Origin of the sequence: Cellulomonas sp. WB94 (genome assembly GCF_003115775.1) — a bacterium.
GTDB lineage: Bacteria > Actinomycetota > Actinomycetes > Actinomycetales > Cellulomonadaceae > Cellulomonas_A.
Genome location: NZ_QEES01000002.1, coordinates 1,058,044 through 1,075,513 on the forward strand (window position 1 = coordinate 1,058,044; position 17,470 = coordinate 1,075,513).

Genomic DNA, 17,470 nt, shown 5'->3' on the forward strand with positions numbered 1-17,470 from the left:
AGGCACTGCGGGCGAAACCGGTGGCCTGCCGAGGGGGACCGGCAGGCCACCGGTGGATCACGGGTACAGCTGGTCGGAGCCGGCGTCGTACTGGCCGGGCGTCCGGGACGGACGGGTCTGGCCGTCGATGTCGACGCGCGGTGCGGCGACGGCGTAGGTCCAGCCGAGGAAACCCGTGCCCCAGCGCACGGTCGTGCTGGCCAGGCCCCGTCCGACAGCGGGTGAGGTCGCGTCGCGCAGGTGGTAGTCGCCCAGCAGGCTCGGCGGCAGCAGCTGGGCCACGATCACGGCCTGCCGGAACGCCGGGTAGGTGCGCGACGCGAGGACGTTCACCGTCACGTCGTAGGGGGCTTTGAGCACGGGGTCGTCCGTGACCGTCGTGCTCGTCCCGCCGTCGGTCCCGGTCGTCGTCTGGATGACCGAGCCGATGGGCGAGAGCGTCCCGGGGAGGCCCGTCACGCCCATGTCCCAGTTCTCGATCCCGGCGTCGGTGCCGTCGGGCAGCGTCCCGCCGATCCCGTAGACGTAGCCGCCGCTGAAGCTGCCGGCTCGGTTGTCCCAGAACACGTCGTCGAGGAGCGTCGGCTTGCTGAACTCGGTCGTGCCGAGGGTCGCCGACGCGGGGAACAGCGCCGCGGTGCGCAGCCGTGCCTGCAGCGGGTCGCTGTTGCCGCCCGTCGAGAGCCCGGCAGGTGCGGCGGCCCCGTCACTCGTCACGGCCGTGGCCGTCGTGAGGTTCTTGACCACGGTGCTGTCGACGATGTTCACGAACGCCGCGTCGTCCAGGGCGATGCCGCCGCCCTCGTGCGCCGAGACGTTGTTCGCGATCGTGTCGTTGGTCAGCGTGATCGTCTCGGGCGTGAGGCGGGAGATGTGCGACCCGCTCGTCTGCAGGAGCCGGACCCCGCCGCCGTCATCGTTGGCAAGGTTCGTCTGGATGATGTTCGAGTCGATCGTCACCGGACCGGAGCCCTCGGAGAGCGCGGTGGGGTCGGCCGGCAGCTCGCCGGCGATCATGATGCCGCCGCCCTCGTCGTAGGACGCGTTGAACCAGATGCGGTTCTTGGTGATGCTGCCGCCGCGCGCGACCCCGTACACCAGCGAGCCGAGGTTCGACTGGTAGCCGAAGGCGCTGACACCGCCGCCGTACTCGGCGGAGAAGTTGCCGCAGATCGCGTTGCCGTCGACCTGGTAGCCGTCGGCGCCCGCGAACAGGCCGATCCCGCCCGCGAGATTGGTGCCTCCGTTGTCGCGGACCTGGTTGTGCGCGAGCACGAACCCGTAGTTGCGGTTGTCACCCACGTACGGGGTGCCGACGCGCACGGCCCCGCCGTAGGAGCCGCCGTTGCCGCGGATGACGTTGTCGGTCACCCGCATCCCGATGACCCCGGCGTGCACGTACACGCCGCCGCCCTGCGTCACGAGAGCGCCTGCGGCGCCGTACGGCGTCTTGATGCCGCCCGTGATGAGGTTGACGTTGGCCGGGAAGTCCGACTGCGCGCCACCGGTCACCGTGAACCCATCGAGCGTCGTCGGGTAGGAGACCGGGACGACGCCGGCCAGCGCCGGGTCGTCGAGGACTGTGACCACGGCCGCGTCCGGCACCGCCGGGTTGCCCGAGTACCGCAGGCCGCCCAGCAGGGTCACCCACGCGAGACCGCTGGGGTTGTCGGGGTTGAAGCCGGACCCGTCGATGATCGAGCCACGGACGAACGAGCTGTCGGGACGGAAACCGCCCGGGCCGACGCCCTGGATGCGCACCTGGTGGTGCACGATCACGTTCTCGGTGTACTCACCCTGCGGGTTGGCCGAGGACTGCGCGCCGGGCCACACCACGACCAGCCAGTACGGCTGAGTCCGGGTCGGCCGGGCCGCCTCGAGGGCTGCCTGGATGGTCGAGAACTGCTTGCCGGGCCCCACCTCGGCGAGCCGCGGCGTCGTGGCCGACCTGCCGACCGTGGTGCTGCTCGACGCCCCGATCGCCTGGATGGTGATCCCGTTGTAGGTGGACAGGCCGTCCGCCGCGGTCAGGCTCAGCGTGAGCGCGCCGGTCGAGCCGGCCGGAACCCTGAACGTGATGGTCCCGTCGGTCCAGCTCGTCGTGGGCACCGCGGTGCCGTTGAGGCTCAGCGTCCCGGCGGCCGTCCCGAAGCCGAAGCCCGTGACGGTCACGACCCGGGTGTCGGCCGGGGTGCCTTGCCGGATGTACGGGCGGTCGACCGCGAGGAGCTGCGGCGACGCCGTGCCGAGGTCGCAGACCAGCGGGTTCGCGGTCGTCGTGTCCGGCGCGAGCACCGTCGCGGCGACCTGGGTCGGCGCCTCGTCGGTCACCGTGTACAGACCGGGCCACGCCTGGAAGTTGGTCGCGATGGTTCGGAACCGCGGGTTGTAGTCGGAGTTGAGTGCACCAGGCTGACCCGGGTCGTTGCCCACGAAGCGATACATGTTGGGGCACGGGCCGGCCGGGACCGGGCAGTTGAACGTGTCCGTCGAGGGCTCGAGCGCCTCGTACAGCCCGTTGAAGTCGGTGTGCGTCGTGTCGACGAGCCGACCGGACCAGTCGTAGAGGCCGACCGGCACGAACGGCAGGCCCTGCGCCTCGCCGTAGTTGACGCTGCGCTTGTCGAGGGTCAGGCCCAGGTCGTTCAGCGTCAGGCCCCAGAAGTGCGTCGGGAGGGGCACGTCGGTGAAGAGGTTGAAGTTGGGCGCCGTCGCCTGACCGGAGCGCACCGTGACGAGCTTGTCGATGCACAGCGGCCGCTCGAGACCCTGGAACGGGCTGCCGCCCGCGGCCAGGAACGCGGAGTTGGTCACGGTGACCGTGTGCAGGTCGCCCGCGCAGGCCGAGATGATGCCAGCTTGCTGGGACGGTGGCTGCGAGGGCGGCGTGGGAGTACCGAGCGGCGGGCCGGACGGGTCCGCCGCGATTGCCGGGGTGGCCGGTGGGTAGTTCTCCTGCGGGAGGTAGGTGTCCCCGTCGAAGACGTTGACGTCCTCCTCGCGCGTCACCTTGTACATCGGCTTGCCGTCGACCGGGTCGGTCGGGATGTCGACCGAGACGATGTAGTCGAGCGGACGCAGGTCCTGCTCCTCGCCGGCGGGCAGTGGGGCGTACAGGTCGAGACCGGCCGGGTTGTGCACCGTGTCCGTCGCGGGCCACTGGTTGAGCTTCGAGGTCGTGAAGCCGTAGTTGCCGTTGACCGTCTGGCCGGCGGAGGTCGGGTCGGTCGTGTCGCTCGGGCCGATCGCGACGCCCATCATGGGCGCCTCGACGCACAGAGTGTTCGCGGCTGCGCCGAAGTCCGGCAGTGCCTGCTGGTCGGTCAGCACATTGCCGTTGAACTGGCGGGCGGTGCAGCCGCGGGGTGCGGACCACTCCTCCGTCGTGACCGCGTCCTGCAGCTCGGGACCCTTGACGAGGGCGCCGCGGTGCGGGTCGGGGTTGGCGATGAGCGGGACGGGCACCGGCGCTGCCGGGTCGGGCTGCACGAACGCCGGGTCCGGGATCTGCAGCGGGACGATCGCCTTGTCCTGGCGGCACGCGTTGGCCTTGTCGGCGTCCGTCGTGGCGGTGCAGGGAACGGTCGCGAACAGCCGCACCCCGACGCCCGGGATGCCGGGCTGGTAGGACTCGGAGACCGCGTCGGCGGGGTCGAGCTCGTTGCGGGTCGTGTCGTAGCTGACCGTGCCGACGATGCCGCCGTTGGTCCCGGCGTCGTACGGCTGGACGCCCCAGTCGATCTGGCCGCCGAGTCCGATGATGGGCAGGACGCTCAGGTCGACGAGGCTGCCGAGCTTCGTGGTGGCCGTCGTCTCGTTCTCACCCTTGTAGGTGATGCCGGTGGTCTTGTACCGGGTGTTGAACGCCTCGAGCACGAGCCACTTGCCGAGGGGGTACACCTCGCGGATGTCGTACGCGCCGGTCGTGTCCGTCGTAGCGGTGTTGGTCGCCTGGTCCATCAGGGAGTTGTCGCGCTCGCGGACGGTGAGGGCGAAGAGCGGGACGCCCCGCTCTCCCGTGTCGAGCTTGCCGTTGCCGTTGGAGTCCACGAACACGTGCCCGTGCAGGTGCGTGAACCAGCCGACGAGCATCTTGTTGCCGACGTCGACGGTCTGGCCCCCGGACACCTCGACGTTGAAGCTCCACAGGATGTAGTCCTGGTCGTCGTCCCACACCGTCAGCTGGTAGGTGCCGTCCGGAACGCCCGTGATGTCGAACGAGCCGTTGTCGGCGCCGCGGCCGAGGTAGACCTCCGCGTCACCCGCGCCGAGGTCGGACAGCGCGACCCACGGCTGGCGGATCGGGCCGGCGAGCTTGGCCCCGGCCTGCCCGGTCTCGGGCACGACCTGCCCGTTCTGGCCGCCGATGTACGGCAGGCCGGCGACGACGACGCCCTTGATCTCTCCCGTCGGGGGCGTCGCGAGGACGGGTAGCGCGAGCGTCCGGACGAACCCGAACTGGACCGACGGCACCAGCTCGGCACCCTTGGTCTGCTCGGTGTCGAACCCGGTCGCGCCCTCCTGGCTCCAGATGTCGTGGTCGTGACCGCCCTCGAGGGTCGTGGTCTGGACCCACTGGTACGTCTGCCCGGCCTGGACGGCCGGCGGCGTCACGGTCGCGGCGAACCGGTTCGGTCCCATGTTGGGGATGACGATCAGCCCCGTGCTGTCGCTCGTGCACGCACCGGTCGACCGTGTGGTGTCGACGATCGGGTGGTTGTTCGCATCGAACAGGATCGGCCCGGTGCCGTTGGCGTTCTGGTGCTGGTAGACGGTGCACAGGGCGTTGCCGTAGTAGTCGACGCTCACGGTGCCGAAGACGTCGCTGAGGTGTGCCGTGAAGCCCGCGAGCCCGCGCTCGGCGTCGACCTCGTACGTGCCGTCGACCGGTGCGTTGTCGTTGAAGACCGCGATGCGCAACGTCGTCAGCGGCAGCGGGGTCGGGTTCATCGAGACCGTGACCGGGGTGGTCACGCCAGGGGTCACCGTGAAGTGCTGGCCGTCGATCTTGAAGCTGTCGGAGATCACCGAGATGAGGTACTTGCCTGCCGGGAGGCCGTCGAGGGCCGTGGTCGTGCTCAGGTCCGTCGCGTCGCCCTGCGCCATGATCGGCGCGAGCCCCGACGTCTTGCGGATCGAGGGCCACTGGCAGGTGTCCGCCCACTGCGGGTCGGCGCTGCCGCCGATCGCGCGCGCCGGCAGGCACGAGGTCGTCCCCTGGTCGGCGATCGTGCCGGGGTTGCCCGTGTCGTCGGCGTTGATGATCCAGCGGTACGCCGTGACCGCATCCCCCTCGTGCACGAACCCTGGGCCGGTGTTGACCGATCGGGAGCTGCGCACCTGCAGCGTGATGCTGCCGGGTCCGGTCGCCGCTGCGGCAGCACGGACGGGCGCCGCGACGGCGGACGTCACCATCGACGCCGACGCCAGCGGGAACAGCGTGACTGCCATCGCGACCGCGCAGACGGACCCGATCGTGCGCCTCAACGCCGCAGGACTCCGCATGATGCCCTCCACTCACGGGTGTGGGCCCCCGCCAGTCCGGGGTCCGCAGCTCACTGTGGCGGTGCGCGAGGTCGCGATGTCCCGATCTGACCGATTCGTACCCCGAGCCTCACGGGCTCGTCATGTCGCTGAGCGGCTGTCGCCATCGCGCCGTCATCAGCGGCCACGCGGCCGTCATCCGGCGGTCATGAGCGCGCACCCTGCGGCCCGCCCACCAGCAGGTTCGCCTCGCGTTGCGGCTCATGCACGGCCGCAACGGCCTTTCGTCCCGTTCTGTGGCAGATGAGAACTTTTCACCCATACGGCTCCCGCGGTCGCGGCACATGGACCCGTATGTTCACGAAGGGGAGAGGGGTACCACGATGAGTACGGTCATGGTGGTGGACGACGAGGAGCGCATCCGCGCCCTCATCACCCGTTCGCTCGCGTCCGAGGGTCACCGCGTCGTGTCCGCGAACGACGGCGCCGCGGCCCTCGACCGACTCGCTGCCGAGCAGGTCGACCTCGTGCTGCTCGATCTCGTGATGCCGCGCTGCAGCGGTCTCACCGTGCTGGCGGCGATGCGCGAGCGGCACGACGTGACACCCGTGATCGTGCTGTCGGGCGTCACGGACATCGCCGCGCGGCTCGATGCCTTCGAGCGCGGGGCTGTCGACGTCGTGGCCAAGCCGTTCTCCCTGGTCGAGCTGATCGCGCGCTGCCGCCGCCACCTCACCGGACCGCGGGCACCGCAGTCCGACCGTCGTTTCCTCACCGCGGGCGGCATCCGGCTGGACCTGGACCGACGTCGTGCCCACGTCGGGGACCACGAGGTGACGCTCACGGAGCGGGAGTTCTCGCTCCTCGCCCACCTCATGCGCAGGCGCGGTGAGGTGTGCCGCCGCGAGGAGCTCCTGCACGACGTGTGGGGCCTCGACTTCGACCCCGGGAGCAACGTCATCGACGTGTGCGTGCGCCGACTGCGGGGCAAGCTGCACCCCGACCCGCCGATCGAGACGATCCGCAATGTCGGCTACTGCTTCTACGGCGACTGACGGCGACGCCCCCTGGGGCGACCTGTTCTACCTATGGCTGGGCATCGCGGCCGTGTGCTCGGCGCTGATGTGGATCTGGCCGGGCGACGAGACGATCCCGTACCACGTGGCCTGGGCGGCGTTCGCGCTCCAGTACGGGCTCGGCAACTGGCCGCTGCGCCGAGCGGTCACGGGGCTCGCGCTGTGCGCCTTCGCCACCGGTGGAGTGCTTGTCGTCCGCGCGGCGACCGGCGTGATCCCGTGGCAGGAGACAGCGGAGATCCCGCTGATGTCTCTGCTGATGGTCCTCATGGTCTGGCACGTCCGCCGGCGTCAGATCGCCCTCGCGACGGTCACGCTGATGGCCGAGCGCGCACGCGAGGAAGCCCGCGCGCGCGAGCACCTGACGCGCCTGACGTCCCACGAGATGCGCACCCCCCTGACGATCTCGCGCGGGTACATCGAGCTCCTGCTGGCCCGCGAGCAGGAGCCGGACCAGCGTCGGGACCTGATCGTCATCGACGACGAGCTCGATCGGCTCACGCGGGTGACGGAGCGGCTGCTGCGCGCGATCCGCCTGCAGGGCGGCGCTGAGCTCGCTCCCGTCGACCTGGACGCGCTCCTGCGGCAGACGGTCGAGCGCTGGGCCCAGGTCGCCCACCGGACCTGGGTCGTCGACGCCCGTGCCGGGGAGTACCGGGGCTCGGCCGAGCGCATGCGGGCGAGCCTCGACACGCTCATCGAGAACGCCCTGCGCTACACGGTCGACGGCGACACCGTGCGGCTGACGGCCACGCGAGGCGCGGAGCAGCTCGAGGTCAGCGTCGCCGACTCGGGGTCGGGCCTGTCCGACGAGCAGGTCGAGGCGATCAACCAGGCGGCCGACGAGGTCGAGCCCCCGCGCGACGAGCTGTCCCAGACCGGGCTCGGTCTCGGTCTCGTGCGGGGGCTCGTGACCGCACGGGGAGGCCGGCTGCTCGCCGGCGTCGCCCCCGAGGGCGGCGCGCTGCTCGTCCTGCAGTTGCCGCTCGCGCCGGCCGACGGCGGTCCGTCGCCGGTGGTCCCCACGGTGCTCGACGTCGAGCAGACCAGCGGCGCGACCCTGTCGCGACGGTCGGCCTGACTACGCCGAGCGGCTGACCGGACGGCGCCAGACCACGCGCGGATCGAGCAGCCGCGTCGTTTCGACGGCACCCTCCGGCCCGAGCCACGCCGCCGCGACGCCGTGCGCCTCGGCTCGCTGCCGGATCCCCCGGGCGCCGGCGTGGAGCAGTGCCCTGCTCCACGCCTCCGACCAGGCGGCGTCGGCCGCGAGCACCGTCACGGACCGCAGACCGTCGCCCCGCAGGCACCCCACGCGCGGATCGACGACCTGGTGGGCGGGCCGACCGTCGGCCCGCCAACGGCGGATGCGGGTCGCTGAGGTCGTGCAGGCGGCATCGGTCGTGTCCAGGACGAGGACCGGACGCATCCCGCCAGCGGCGTCGTCGATGCCGATCTGCCAGCCGTCGCCGTCCGGCCCCGCACCCGCGAAGCACCCGTCGCCGCCGACATCAACCATCCAACCCTCCCCGGCCCCCGCGAGCTCGGCTGCGCCCCTGCGCACGGCGATCCCCTGACTCACCCCGCCCAGGTCGACCGCGTGCCCGTCGAGGTGCATCTGCCACCGTCCGTCGTCCTCGACGACGCGAGGCGACCACAGCCGACCGGCGTCGGCCCGACATCGAGGGTCGAACAGCCCGCCCGTCCGCCGATGCGCCGCCGCGGCGGTCTCGACGGTCACGGCGAGCGACGCCGGCACCGTGTGCCACCGGTCGGGTGTGGCGTTGGCGACAGACAGCGGGCTCGACGGATCGGCCTGCGAGCACGACCGCTCGACCTCGCGGATCACCAGCTCCGCCTGGTCGAGGCACGCCAACGCCGACGGGCCGGCACCCACGACGGCGAGCGAGACGGGATCGGACCGGACCTGGAGCGAGCGGACCGCGAAGCGACCGCCGATCGCCGCTGCGGCACCGGTCGTCGCTGCGGTGCGGCGACCGTCCTGCCGGGGGACGGTGCCGGGCGGCACCGGAGAACGACTCGTCGGGCGCATGGCGGACCCCTCGGCTCGGGGACGCGTCGTGGCGCCCGACGTCCACCGTGACGCCGACCGGGTGAGGCGCATGGAAACGGACCACTAAGGGACCGTTAAGGCGCCCGCCGACCGAACGCCCCGGCCGCGTGGCCGGGGCGTTCGGTCCTGCCTGGTGCTGAGGTCAACTCTTGCCGGAGTGGTCCTCGTCGCCGTGGCGGCCGCCCGCGACGGAGACCTCCCACGTGACGTTGTCACCGTGCTGCTGGGTCCAGAACGTGCGCCACGAGCCATCCGTGAGCTTCGGCGTCTTCGCGCCGAGGATGCCCGCGACCGTCGGGTCGCCGTCGGACACGTGGATGCCGGTGATCTCGTTGTCCCCGTCGTTGTAGCCGGGGTTCGTCGTCGCGTCGAACAGCGCCGAGGCGTCGCGCCCCTCGGCGAGGAACCGTGTGACCTTCTTGGCCTTGTTGTCGCTGCCACGGAGGTCCACGACGTAGCCCGAGTCGAGGGCGTTGCGCTGCTGGTGCAGCGCGTCGCCCGCATCCTCGACCACGAGCAGCTGGTCGCTGCCGGCGAACGCGATGTTGTCGAAGCCCGTGTGCGTCACGTCCCCGACCCACGCCGGGCTCAGCGTGCCGGTGGCCGCGCTCGGCGACGACTGGACCAGCCGGAAGACCGCTCCGAATGCGCCGGGCAGCGTCGAGGTGGCCGACGTGTCACCGGTCTCGGTGAAGTAGAACTCCCCGAACGCGGTGCCCGGCCGGAACACGCCGTTCTCGGGACGCTTGAACGGGGTCGCACCGGCGGTCGCCGCCGCGCCGGTCGCGTCGAACGCCGCGGTCCCGTCGTGCACGGTGACCCAGGTCGTCGCGAACGTCGAGCCGTAGGTGTGCAGGTCGGTGATGACCTGGTCGGACGGGTTGGCCGAGAGCTGGCTCGCGGTGACCGGCGAGCCGTCCGCCCGGGCGACCTGGAGCGCCTGGAGCGCGCCGCCCTTGGTCAGGTCGGCCTTGTCCACGGGCACGAACCGGTAGACGTAGCTGTTCGGCTTCTTGCCGTTGGCGCCCGCGACGTTCGCCCCGCCGATGTCCTCGACCAGCCAGACGTTGCCGTCGGCGTCGTTCTGGATGCCCTCTAAGCCGCCCGAGCCGAGCGCGGGCAGTGCGACGGCCGCGCCCGTGGTCGGGTTGCCATCGGCGTCGAGCGTCACGCCCCACACCCCACCCTTGGGAGCCTTCGCCTCGGCCGTGAGCAGCAGCTGCTGGCTGAACGGGTCCCACGTGATGCCGTCGAACGTCGGCAGCGCGGCGCCCGCGGCGTCGACGTCGGACACGAGGGAGACGCGCTTGGCCGGGTCCGTCTGGTCGAGGTCGATGCGCGTGACGTAGCCGCGCGGGCCGGTCTCATGGCCCTGGTAGAGGTAGTGGTGACCGTTGAGCACGAGGTAGACGTTCTTGTCGGGCTCGGTCTTGTACGCCTCGTGCGCGTCCTGCGTCAGCGAGCCGCCGTTCGCCGTGTCGTAGCCGTAGTACGTGACGCCGTTGGCGGTGTCCGGGTTCGTCAGCGGCAGGGAGCCCCACGCGACCGAGGTCTGCGTCAGGCCCGCGCTCAGCACGTTGTTCTGGACACCGGTGCGCGGGTTCGCGCTCGCGACGTTGCCGAAGGAACCTTGAACGGTCGACGCGCCCGAGAACGAGCCGGCGGCCAGCGCCGCACCGACGAGCGTCACCGTCGTTCCCACCCAGCCGGACTTCTGCCATGCACTCATGTGACTACCTCCCGAGAGCAGGGCCCGATCGCCCTGACCGCGGCAGTCAACGCCGGGCCGGCCGCCCGCGGGTTCCCGGGATGGGGCGGCTACGTGAACACTGACCGAATTGTCAGGTGCGGATCACGTGACGGCGCGGAGCTGCACCGTCTCGAGCCACAGGGCGCGTCGCGGGCACGCTCGCACGGCCGCACGCGCATCGCCGACGTCGCCGCGGCGGAGCGGGTCCGACGAGACGATCGGGTACCCCCACCGGTCGAGCTCGACGACCCCGGCGGCCAGGTGCGCGCACAGCCCGATCCCGTCGCACGCCACGGGGTCGACGCGCAGCCGCAGCTCGGTCGCAGGGCGGGTCGGTGCGGCGGGGCGACGGGTGCCGCGGGCCGTCATCGGTCACCCGACGGGACGGGCAGCGTGATCTCGGCCGACCCCGCGCACGGCCGCCCGTGCGCGTGCTGGTCGAGGTCGCGCTCGAAGACGGTGAGCGCCGATGCGATGAGCCGGGTCGCACCGTCGGGGTGGTGGCAGGCCCCTCGACCCGCGACCGCGCGGAGGTCTGCCCGTACCTGCAGCCGGTCACGACGGCTCGCCGTGCCCGCGGCCAGCAGGCGCGCACCCTCGGCGAGGGCGGGCAGCCCGAACAGGCACGGTCCGCACTGCCGCGCGCTCATCGACGCCAGGTAGTCGGCGATCGCGGCCGTCTCCGTCAGGCCGCAGGCCCCGGCCGACAGCGGTGCGACGACCCCGGCCCCGGCGCTGAGACCGACCGACCGCAGCCGGCCCTCGTCGAACGTCAGGCGCTCGGCGTCCTGCCACGAGACCCACACGCCGCCGAACCCGCCGAGCAGCACGGCCTTCGGCGGGCGCCCGTGCAGCGCACCCGTCATGCGGAGCACCTCGACGAGCGCCGTCCCGCGCGTGACCTCGAGGACGTCGCGGCCGACCCCGGTCAGGACCGTGAGCAGCATCGTCGGCGCCGGCGGGTACCCGCGCGCCAGCAGGGCCAGGCGTGCGAGGGTCTCGACGTTCTGCACCAGGGTGCGAGGCGCGCGGGGGTCGGAGCTCGGACCGCGGCGGGCGGTCGGCAGGGTCGGCCCGCCGGCCAGGGCCCGGGCGATCGCGCTGGACTCACCGGCGAGGTAGTGCGTCGGACCCGTCACCACCTCGAGCACCGGCTCGGCCAGGCGTGCCGCGCGGCGCTCGGCCACCGCCGCGAGCACCGCCGTCCGGGTCGGCGCGTCCGAACCGTGCAGCCACACGACCGCGCGGCTCGCGCCCAGGGCCTCGGCGGTCAGCGCGAGGCCGTCGAGGACCAGGTGGGGGCGCTGCTGCAGCAGCGTGGCGTCCTTGGCGGACAGCGGTTCGCTCTCCGCGCCGTTGGCGACGACCGTGAGGGGTCCCCCGGCGCGCAGGGCCCGACGCCACTTGGCCGCCGTCGGGACGTGCGCGCCGCCGTGGCCCGTCAGGCCGTGCCGCTCGATCACGCCGAGCAGCTCGGCCGTCCCCCGGGGCCGCGGACCCACGTCGTCGAAGACGTCGTCCAGCAGCTCGGTCGCGGCCCGCTCCCAGGGCACGGCCGGGCCCGAGCGGTCGAGCTGGACGGGGTGCAGCAGGAGCGAGCCGACCGCCGCGTCGGCGCGGGTGCGCGGGGTGTCGCGCGGACGGTCCCGGGCGAGGGCGTCGGCGGTCATCGGACCGCACCCCCGGTCCGCGCTCGCGGCGAGGTCACGCGGACCTCGTGGACGGCCGTCGGCGCGTCGAGGTCGCGGCTCAGCTCGGAGACCCGGTCGGTCGGGGTCCGCGCGGCGTACCGGGTGACGGCCAGCGCCACGACCGCCAGCCCGGTCGCGAGGTAGAAGCCGCGCAGGCCGACGACGTCGGTCCCGGCGAGCACGCTGTGCCCCCACACGAGCACCAGCGCGGCGGCAGCGACCTTGTGCACCGGCCACCACACGCGGGCGGCGATCGAGCCGGCCAGCCGGGCGGTCACCCCGGTCACCAGGCCGGCCCAGAGCGCGATGACGCCGAGCGTGACGGGGACCGGCCGGTAGGCCGACGCCATCGGCAGGACCGCACCCCGCCAGCCGACCTGCGCCCACGGGTCCGTCGCGAGCACCACGACGTGGAGCACCGTGAAGACGAGCGTGAACGTCGCGAGCGACACGTGCAGGCCGAGGCGGGTCCGCGCGGACGGCCGCCGGAGCCCGCGTGACCAGGGATGGGACAGGACGAGGCCGGTCGCCACCAGCGCGACGAGCAGAACGTAGGAGGTGACACCGCTCGCGCGGGCGAACACCCACAGGACGGGTGACGTGCCACCGATCGCGGCGATCGCGGTCCACGCGGCGAACCCAAGGGCCGCGACCCCCGCGATCACGGCGACGACCGCGCCAAGCACGACCCCCAGCGCCGACCGCGGCTCAGACATCTCCGCGCCGCCAGATCACGCGGTCGTCCAGGGCGGTCGTCGTGCCCACCGTCCCGTCCGCCCGCACCCACGCTGCTGCCAGGCCGAGCTCCTCGGCCCGCGCGCGGACGCCCGTCGCCCCCGCGAGGAACACCGACTTGCTCCAGACCTCCGACCACGCGGGGTCCGGGTCGACCACCGTCACCGCGAGCAGCCCCTCGCCGCCCGGACGACGGGTCCGGGGGTCCACGAGGTGGTGGACCGGCACACCGCCGGACCGCCACCGGCGCAGCTTGGTCGACGACGTCGCGCAGCCCGTGTCCGTCAGGTCCAGCACGAGGACGAGCTCGGACTGCCCCGTGGGGTCCTCGACACCGACGCGCCAGCTCTCGCCGTCCGGGCCGGCGCCGCCGCACGCGCAGTCGCCGCCGAGGTCCGCGGCAGAGCCCGCACCTGCTCCGGCCAGCTCCGCGGCGGCCCACCGGGCGGCGAGCCCCTTGCCGATGCCGCCGAGGTCGATCGGTGTCCCGCCGAGGTGCAGCCGCCAGCCCGTGGCGGTCTCCACGATCTCGGGTCGCCACGGCGCCCGGATCGCGTCGTGGTCCGGGCCGCTCACGTCGGGGACGCCGGCCGGGCCGCGATCCACGGTGCCCGACGCGAACGGCAGCGACCGGTCGTACCCCCAGCCGAGCAGGACGTCGAGGACGCGCGGGTCGAACAGACCGTCAGTCTCCGTGTGCGCCCGGGCGGCCTCAGCGACCGCCGCGGCGAGCGTCACGGGGACGTCGTGCCACCGGTCGGGCTCAAGGTTGGCGAGCGAGAGGGCACTCGTGGGGTCGAACCGGGAGCAGGTGCGCTCGACGTCGCGGACGACCTGCTCGGCCCGGTCCAGGCGCTCGGCGGCGTCCGGGCCGGGCCCCACGACGGTCAGCGCGATCGGGCTCGCCATCGCCTCGAACGCAGCGGTGGCGAGCTGACGGGTCGCCGGCGCCGGCGCGTCGCGGACCACGGTCACTTCGAGGCCTTGGTCACGACGTTGACGGGCGGGGGCGGGGCTGGGGCGGCAGCGGCGGGCGCGGGGGCCGGGGCTGCGCGAGCAGGCGCCGGGGCAGGCGCGGGTGCAGCGGCCACCGGAGCCGGTACCGCAGCGGCCGACGCGGCGGCCGCACCTGCCGCCGCGGCCTGCGCAGCGAGGGCCGCCCGCAGCTCGGCGATGCGCGCCTCGGCCGACACGACCTGGCGGTTCAGCTCGAGGAGACGCTGGTCGACCGCCGCCTGGGGAACGACCGCCTCGGCAGTCGGGGAAGCCTGCGGCAGCGCCGACTCCGACGCGGTCGCCGAGCTTGCTGCGGCGAGCGGGTCGTGCGCGCTCGCCCAGGCGACCGTCGCGCCGAACACCCCGGCCGTCGCGGGGATCATGGCGAGCGCGGTCACCCTGCGCCGCAGGGCCCGGGACTCAGTCATCCGACGGCTCCTCCGGCTCCTGGGACTCGGACTCGTGGGAATCGGAGAGGTCGTCGGTGGGTGCCGTCCCCACCTGCGGGGGCGCGGTCGTGTGCTCGGGCTCAGGTTCAGCCGTCGGGTCGTCCGTCGACCCGTCCCGTCCGGACCGCAGCGTCGGGCTCGGCGTCGGGGTCCCTGCCGCGACCGCCTGCTCGAGCACGCCGATCTGCGCGACCAGGTCGTCGACCGACCGCGCGAGCTGCTCCGTGCGCTGCTGGTCCGCGGGCAGCCCGGTGGGCGAGGCCGGCGGCGAGGACGTCTCGACCGACACCGCCGGAGCGGAGGGCTGCGCGGTCGCCACGGCGTTCGCCATGGTGGCGACCCCGGCGCCCGTGAGGACCGTTGCTGTGAGGATCCCGACGACGGTGCGGCTCTTCCGGTTCATGGTTGGTCCCCCGATGACTCCGCCGTGGCGGCGTGGCGCGGCTCTCGCGTCCCGGCCACTGTCGCGGCACCGGGGTGAGGGTCGCGGCAAGTCACCGCTAAGGCTCGGTTAAGGCCCGCCCGGGAGCTCCAGGACGATCCGGGCACCACCGGACCTTCCGGACGCGAGCGTCAGTCGGCCGCCCGCGCGCTCGGCCGTCCGGCGCGCGACGTCGAGCCCCAGCCCGGTCGACCCTGCGCCGCTGCGCCCGCGCTCGGCGAGGTCGAGCGTGGCAAGGCCGGGACCGTCGTCCTCGACGACGACCAGGGCCGGTCCCCCGCCGGGCCCACCGGCGGCCTGCACCTCGAGCGCGAAGCCCGTCCCGACCGGGGTGTGGCTGAACACGTTGTCGACCAGCACGTCGAGCGCCGCCCCGAGCTCCGTGGCGCTCACCCGAACCTCGACGGGGACATCCGGGACGGTGACGCGCAGGTCTCGGCCCTGGTCGGCGGCCAGGACCCCCCAGAACATGGCTCGGTCGGCGACCACCGACGCGGCGTCGCAGCGGCTCGCCGGCGCGTCGTGCGCGGGGTGCCGGGCGGTCCAGACGATGGCGTCGACCGCGCCGACGAGGTCGTCGATGTGGTCGGTCAGCCGCTCGCGCTCTGGGGAGTCGTCGAGCATCTCGACGTCGAGCCGCAGCGCGGTGATCGGTGTCCGCAACCGGTGCGACAGGTCCGCGACGAGCTCGCGCTCGTCCGCGAGCAGCCCGGCGACGCGGGCGCCGAGCTCGTTGAGCACGCGGCCGACGGAGGCGACCTCGGCGGGTCCCGACGGCTCCACCCGCGCGGTCAGGTCGCCCGCGCCGAGGCGACCAGCCACCTGGGAGAGGTCCAGGACGGACCGCGAGAGGCGCGCCGCGATCCGGTCACCGGCCACGACGGTCGCGCCGATGAGCACGACGCCGACGCCCGCGAGGACCAGCCACGACTCCCGGACGCCCTGCGTCAGCTCGTCGTCCGGCACGAACGTCCGGACCACCGCGACGCCGTCCGCTCCCCCGACCGGGAGCAGCACCTCGACGCCACCCGCGGTGCGGGCCGTGAACGCGCGCCCGACGGCGGCCAGGTCGGTCGACGGCGACAGCTCCGCGGGCGCCCCCACGCGCGTGCCGTCCGGCAGGAAGACCGTCGTGCGTCGTGCGTCACCGTTGACCGCGAGGACCGCCGCCTCCAGCCGGACGTCGTCGGCTGCGGTGCCGCCCGCGAACACCGCCACGCTCTGGGCGTCCTGCCGGCCGGCGGACAGCGCGCGGTCCTGCGCCAGGCTGCGCGCGAGGAGCCCGAGCGGGACCAGGAACGCCACGAGCACGATCGATGTCATGGCGAGCCCGTACCAGACGAGGAGCCGCCTCATGTCGGTGGCGCGAGCTTCACGCCGACGCCACGGACCCGGTGCAGGTAGCGCGGCGCGTCGGCGCTCTCACCGAGCTTGCGTCGCAGCCAGTGCAGGTGCACGTCCACGGTCTTGTCGGCACCCCCGTACGGCTGGTTCCACACCTTGGCGAGCAGCTCGCGCTTGCCGATGACCTCGCCCGTGCGCTGCACGAGGTAGAGCAGGAGGTCGAACTCCTTGGGGCTGAGGTCGAGCGCCGCACCGTCGAGGGTCGCGGAGCGGGCGCGCGCGTCGATGACGATCCCTCCGACGGTGATCGGCCCGGGCGCCTTGCCGGGCTCGGAGCGCCGCAGCACGGCACGGATCCGCGCGTCGAGCTGGTCGGCGGCGAACGGCTTGACGAGGTAGTCGTCGGCGCCGGCGTCCAGCACCGCAACCATGCCGGCGCCGTCGTCGCGAGCGCTCACGACGATGACCGGGACGTCGCTGACCGCCCGGATCATCGCGAGGAGCGCGGCGCCGTCGAGGTCGGGCAGGCCGAGGTCGAGAAGGACGACGTCGGGCCGGGCCGCGACGAGGCTCTGCAGCCCGGCCATCGCGGTCGGGGCGGTCATCGTCGAGTGCGAACGGGCCGTCAGCGCGCGCACGAGCGCCGTCCGGATCGTTGCGTCGTCCTCGATGATCAGCACGTCGGCCACACCACGGACGGTAAGCCCTCGGAGCCGGCGGCGGGGGGAGCACGCCCACGGCCGCGCCCGTCGTCCGCGGACCTTGTCGGTCCCTTTACCCCGCCTTCACGCACAGGTGCGGCACGATGCCGGTATGCCCCAGCGCGCGGTCGACGAGGACGGTCCGGTCGTGCCCCGCGCGTCGCGGGTGGTCGTCGTCCTCGCGTGGGCGCTGGCCGTGCTCGTCGCGGGTGCCGTCACGTCGTGGGCCGTCGGGGTGATCAGCAACGAGCAGGGACCGGCGCGCGACCGCGTGCTGGCCGAGTCGCAGGTCACCGCCGAGCTCGCCGCGCAGCGGGCCCTGACGAGCGCGACGCCCGCCGTGACCCCGGCCGCGCCGCAGTCCCCCGCGGCTACCCCCGACGCAGAGCCGTCGGCCCTGCCGACCGTGACGCCGTCGACCGCGCCGGCCCCCAGCGCGCCCGCCACGCCGCCCCCCGCGCCGGCGCCGGCCGAGGTCGCCCGGACCTGGGACGTCGCGGGCGGGCAGGTCGGGGCGAGCTGCACCGGGCCGGTCCTGCGCCTGCTCTACGCCACCCCGCTCGACGGCTGGACGGTCGAGGTGAAGCACGCGGGGTCGGACGAGCTCGAGGTCGCGTTCCGCCAGCACGACGCTGAGACCACGGTCCACGCCCACTGCATCGACGGTGTCCCCACGCAGGACACCGACGCCGACGAGCCGACCAGCGGCGTCCGGTAGAAGATCGGCT

The 17,470-nt window shown here is 73.4% G+C and carries 14 protein-coding genes; 3 read left to right on the forward strand and 11 right to left on the reverse strand.

Going from position 1 to position 17,470, the window contains the following annotated elements; genetic code table 11:
• Positions 1-57: 57 nt before the first annotated feature.
• A complete protein-coding gene (locus DDP54_RS06065; protein ID WP_146192369.1) occupies positions 58-5,505 on the reverse strand; it encodes an IPT/TIG domain-containing protein in 5,448 nt (1,815 codons plus the stop codon).
• A 362-nt stretch (positions 5,506-5,867) separates the two neighbouring features.
• Here DDP54_RS06065 and DDP54_RS06070 point away from each other — a divergent pair, with 362 nt between their 5' ends.
• A complete protein-coding gene (locus DDP54_RS06070) occupies positions 5,868-6,539 on the forward strand; it encodes a response regulator transcription factor (RefSeq protein ID WP_158274464.1) in 672 nt (223 codons plus the stop codon).
• Positions 6,511-7,641, forward strand: a complete 1,131-nt coding sequence (locus tag DDP54_RS06075) for a sensor histidine kinase (RefSeq protein ID WP_109130985.1) — start codon at positions 6,511-6,513, stop codon at positions 7,639-7,641. The genes DDP54_RS06070 and DDP54_RS06075 overlap by 29 nt, the downstream gene beginning before the upstream one ends.
• Here DDP54_RS06075 and DDP54_RS06080 read toward each other — a convergent pair whose 3' ends face one another.
• The 10 genes from DDP54_RS06080 to DDP54_RS06125 form a co-directional block, all read right to left on the reverse strand.
• Positions 7,642-8,613 (reverse strand): FAD:protein FMN transferase, encoded by a 972-nt coding sequence (locus DDP54_RS06080; RefSeq protein ID WP_158274465.1) that lies wholly within the window; start codon positions 8,611-8,613, stop codon positions 7,642-7,644.
• A 163-nt stretch (positions 8,614-8,776) separates the two neighbouring features.
• On the reverse strand, positions 8,777-10,363 hold the full coding sequence (locus DDP54_RS06085) for an alkaline phosphatase PhoX (RefSeq protein WP_109130987.1): 1,587 nt from the start codon (positions 10,361-10,363) through the stop codon (positions 8,777-8,779).
• A 123-nt stretch (positions 10,364-10,486) separates the two neighbouring features.
• Positions 10,487-10,753 (reverse strand): ferredoxin, encoded by a 267-nt coding sequence (locus DDP54_RS06090; protein ID WP_109130988.1) that lies wholly within the window; start codon positions 10,751-10,753, stop codon positions 10,487-10,489.
• A complete protein-coding gene (locus DDP54_RS06095) occupies positions 10,750-12,054 on the reverse strand; it encodes an NADH-ubiquinone oxidoreductase-F iron-sulfur binding region domain-containing protein (RefSeq protein ID WP_109130989.1) in 1,305 nt (434 codons plus the stop codon). Before DDP54_RS06095 ends, DDP54_RS06090 begins: the two co-directional genes overlap by 4 nt.
• The gene (locus DDP54_RS06100) at positions 12,051-12,791 is read right to left on the reverse strand and encodes a ferric reductase-like transmembrane domain-containing protein (protein WP_109130990.1); all 741 of its coding nucleotides are present in this window, start codon (positions 12,789-12,791) and stop codon (positions 12,051-12,053) included. Before DDP54_RS06100 ends, DDP54_RS06095 begins: the two co-directional genes overlap by 4 nt.
• Positions 12,784-13,785: an FAD:protein FMN transferase gene (locus tag DDP54_RS06105; RefSeq protein WP_109130991.1), complete on the reverse strand. Its 1,002-nt coding sequence runs from the start codon at positions 13,783-13,785 to the stop codon at positions 12,784-12,786. Before DDP54_RS06105 ends, DDP54_RS06100 begins: the two co-directional genes overlap by 8 nt.
• Complete coding sequence (locus DDP54_RS06110) at positions 13,782-14,234, reverse strand: hypothetical protein (protein WP_146192370.1); 453 nt, start codon at positions 14,232-14,234, stop codon at positions 13,782-13,784. Before DDP54_RS06110 ends, DDP54_RS06105 begins: the two co-directional genes overlap by 4 nt.
• Complete coding sequence (locus DDP54_RS06115) at positions 14,227-14,658, reverse strand: hypothetical protein (RefSeq protein ID WP_109130993.1); 432 nt, start codon at positions 14,656-14,658, stop codon at positions 14,227-14,229. Before DDP54_RS06115 ends, DDP54_RS06110 begins: the two co-directional genes overlap by 8 nt.
• Positions 14,659-14,766: 108 nt before the next feature.
• Positions 14,767-16,020 (reverse strand): HAMP domain-containing sensor histidine kinase, encoded by a 1,254-nt coding sequence (locus DDP54_RS06120; RefSeq protein ID WP_197711327.1) that lies wholly within the window; start codon positions 16,018-16,020, stop codon positions 14,767-14,769.
• Positions 16,021-16,049: 29 nt separating this feature from the next.
• Positions 16,050-16,730, reverse strand: a complete 681-nt coding sequence (locus tag DDP54_RS06125) for a response regulator transcription factor (protein WP_109130995.1) — start codon at positions 16,728-16,730, stop codon at positions 16,050-16,052.
• 124 nt (positions 16,731-16,854) lie between these two features.
• Here DDP54_RS06125 and DDP54_RS18125 point away from each other — a divergent pair, with 124 nt between their 5' ends.
• Positions 16,855-17,460 carry a hypothetical protein gene (locus DDP54_RS18125; protein WP_109130996.1) on the forward strand — a complete coding sequence of 202 codons (606 nt, stop codon included), beginning with the start codon at positions 16,855-16,857 and terminating at the stop codon, positions 17,458-17,460.
• Positions 17,461-17,470: the final 10 nt, after the last annotated feature.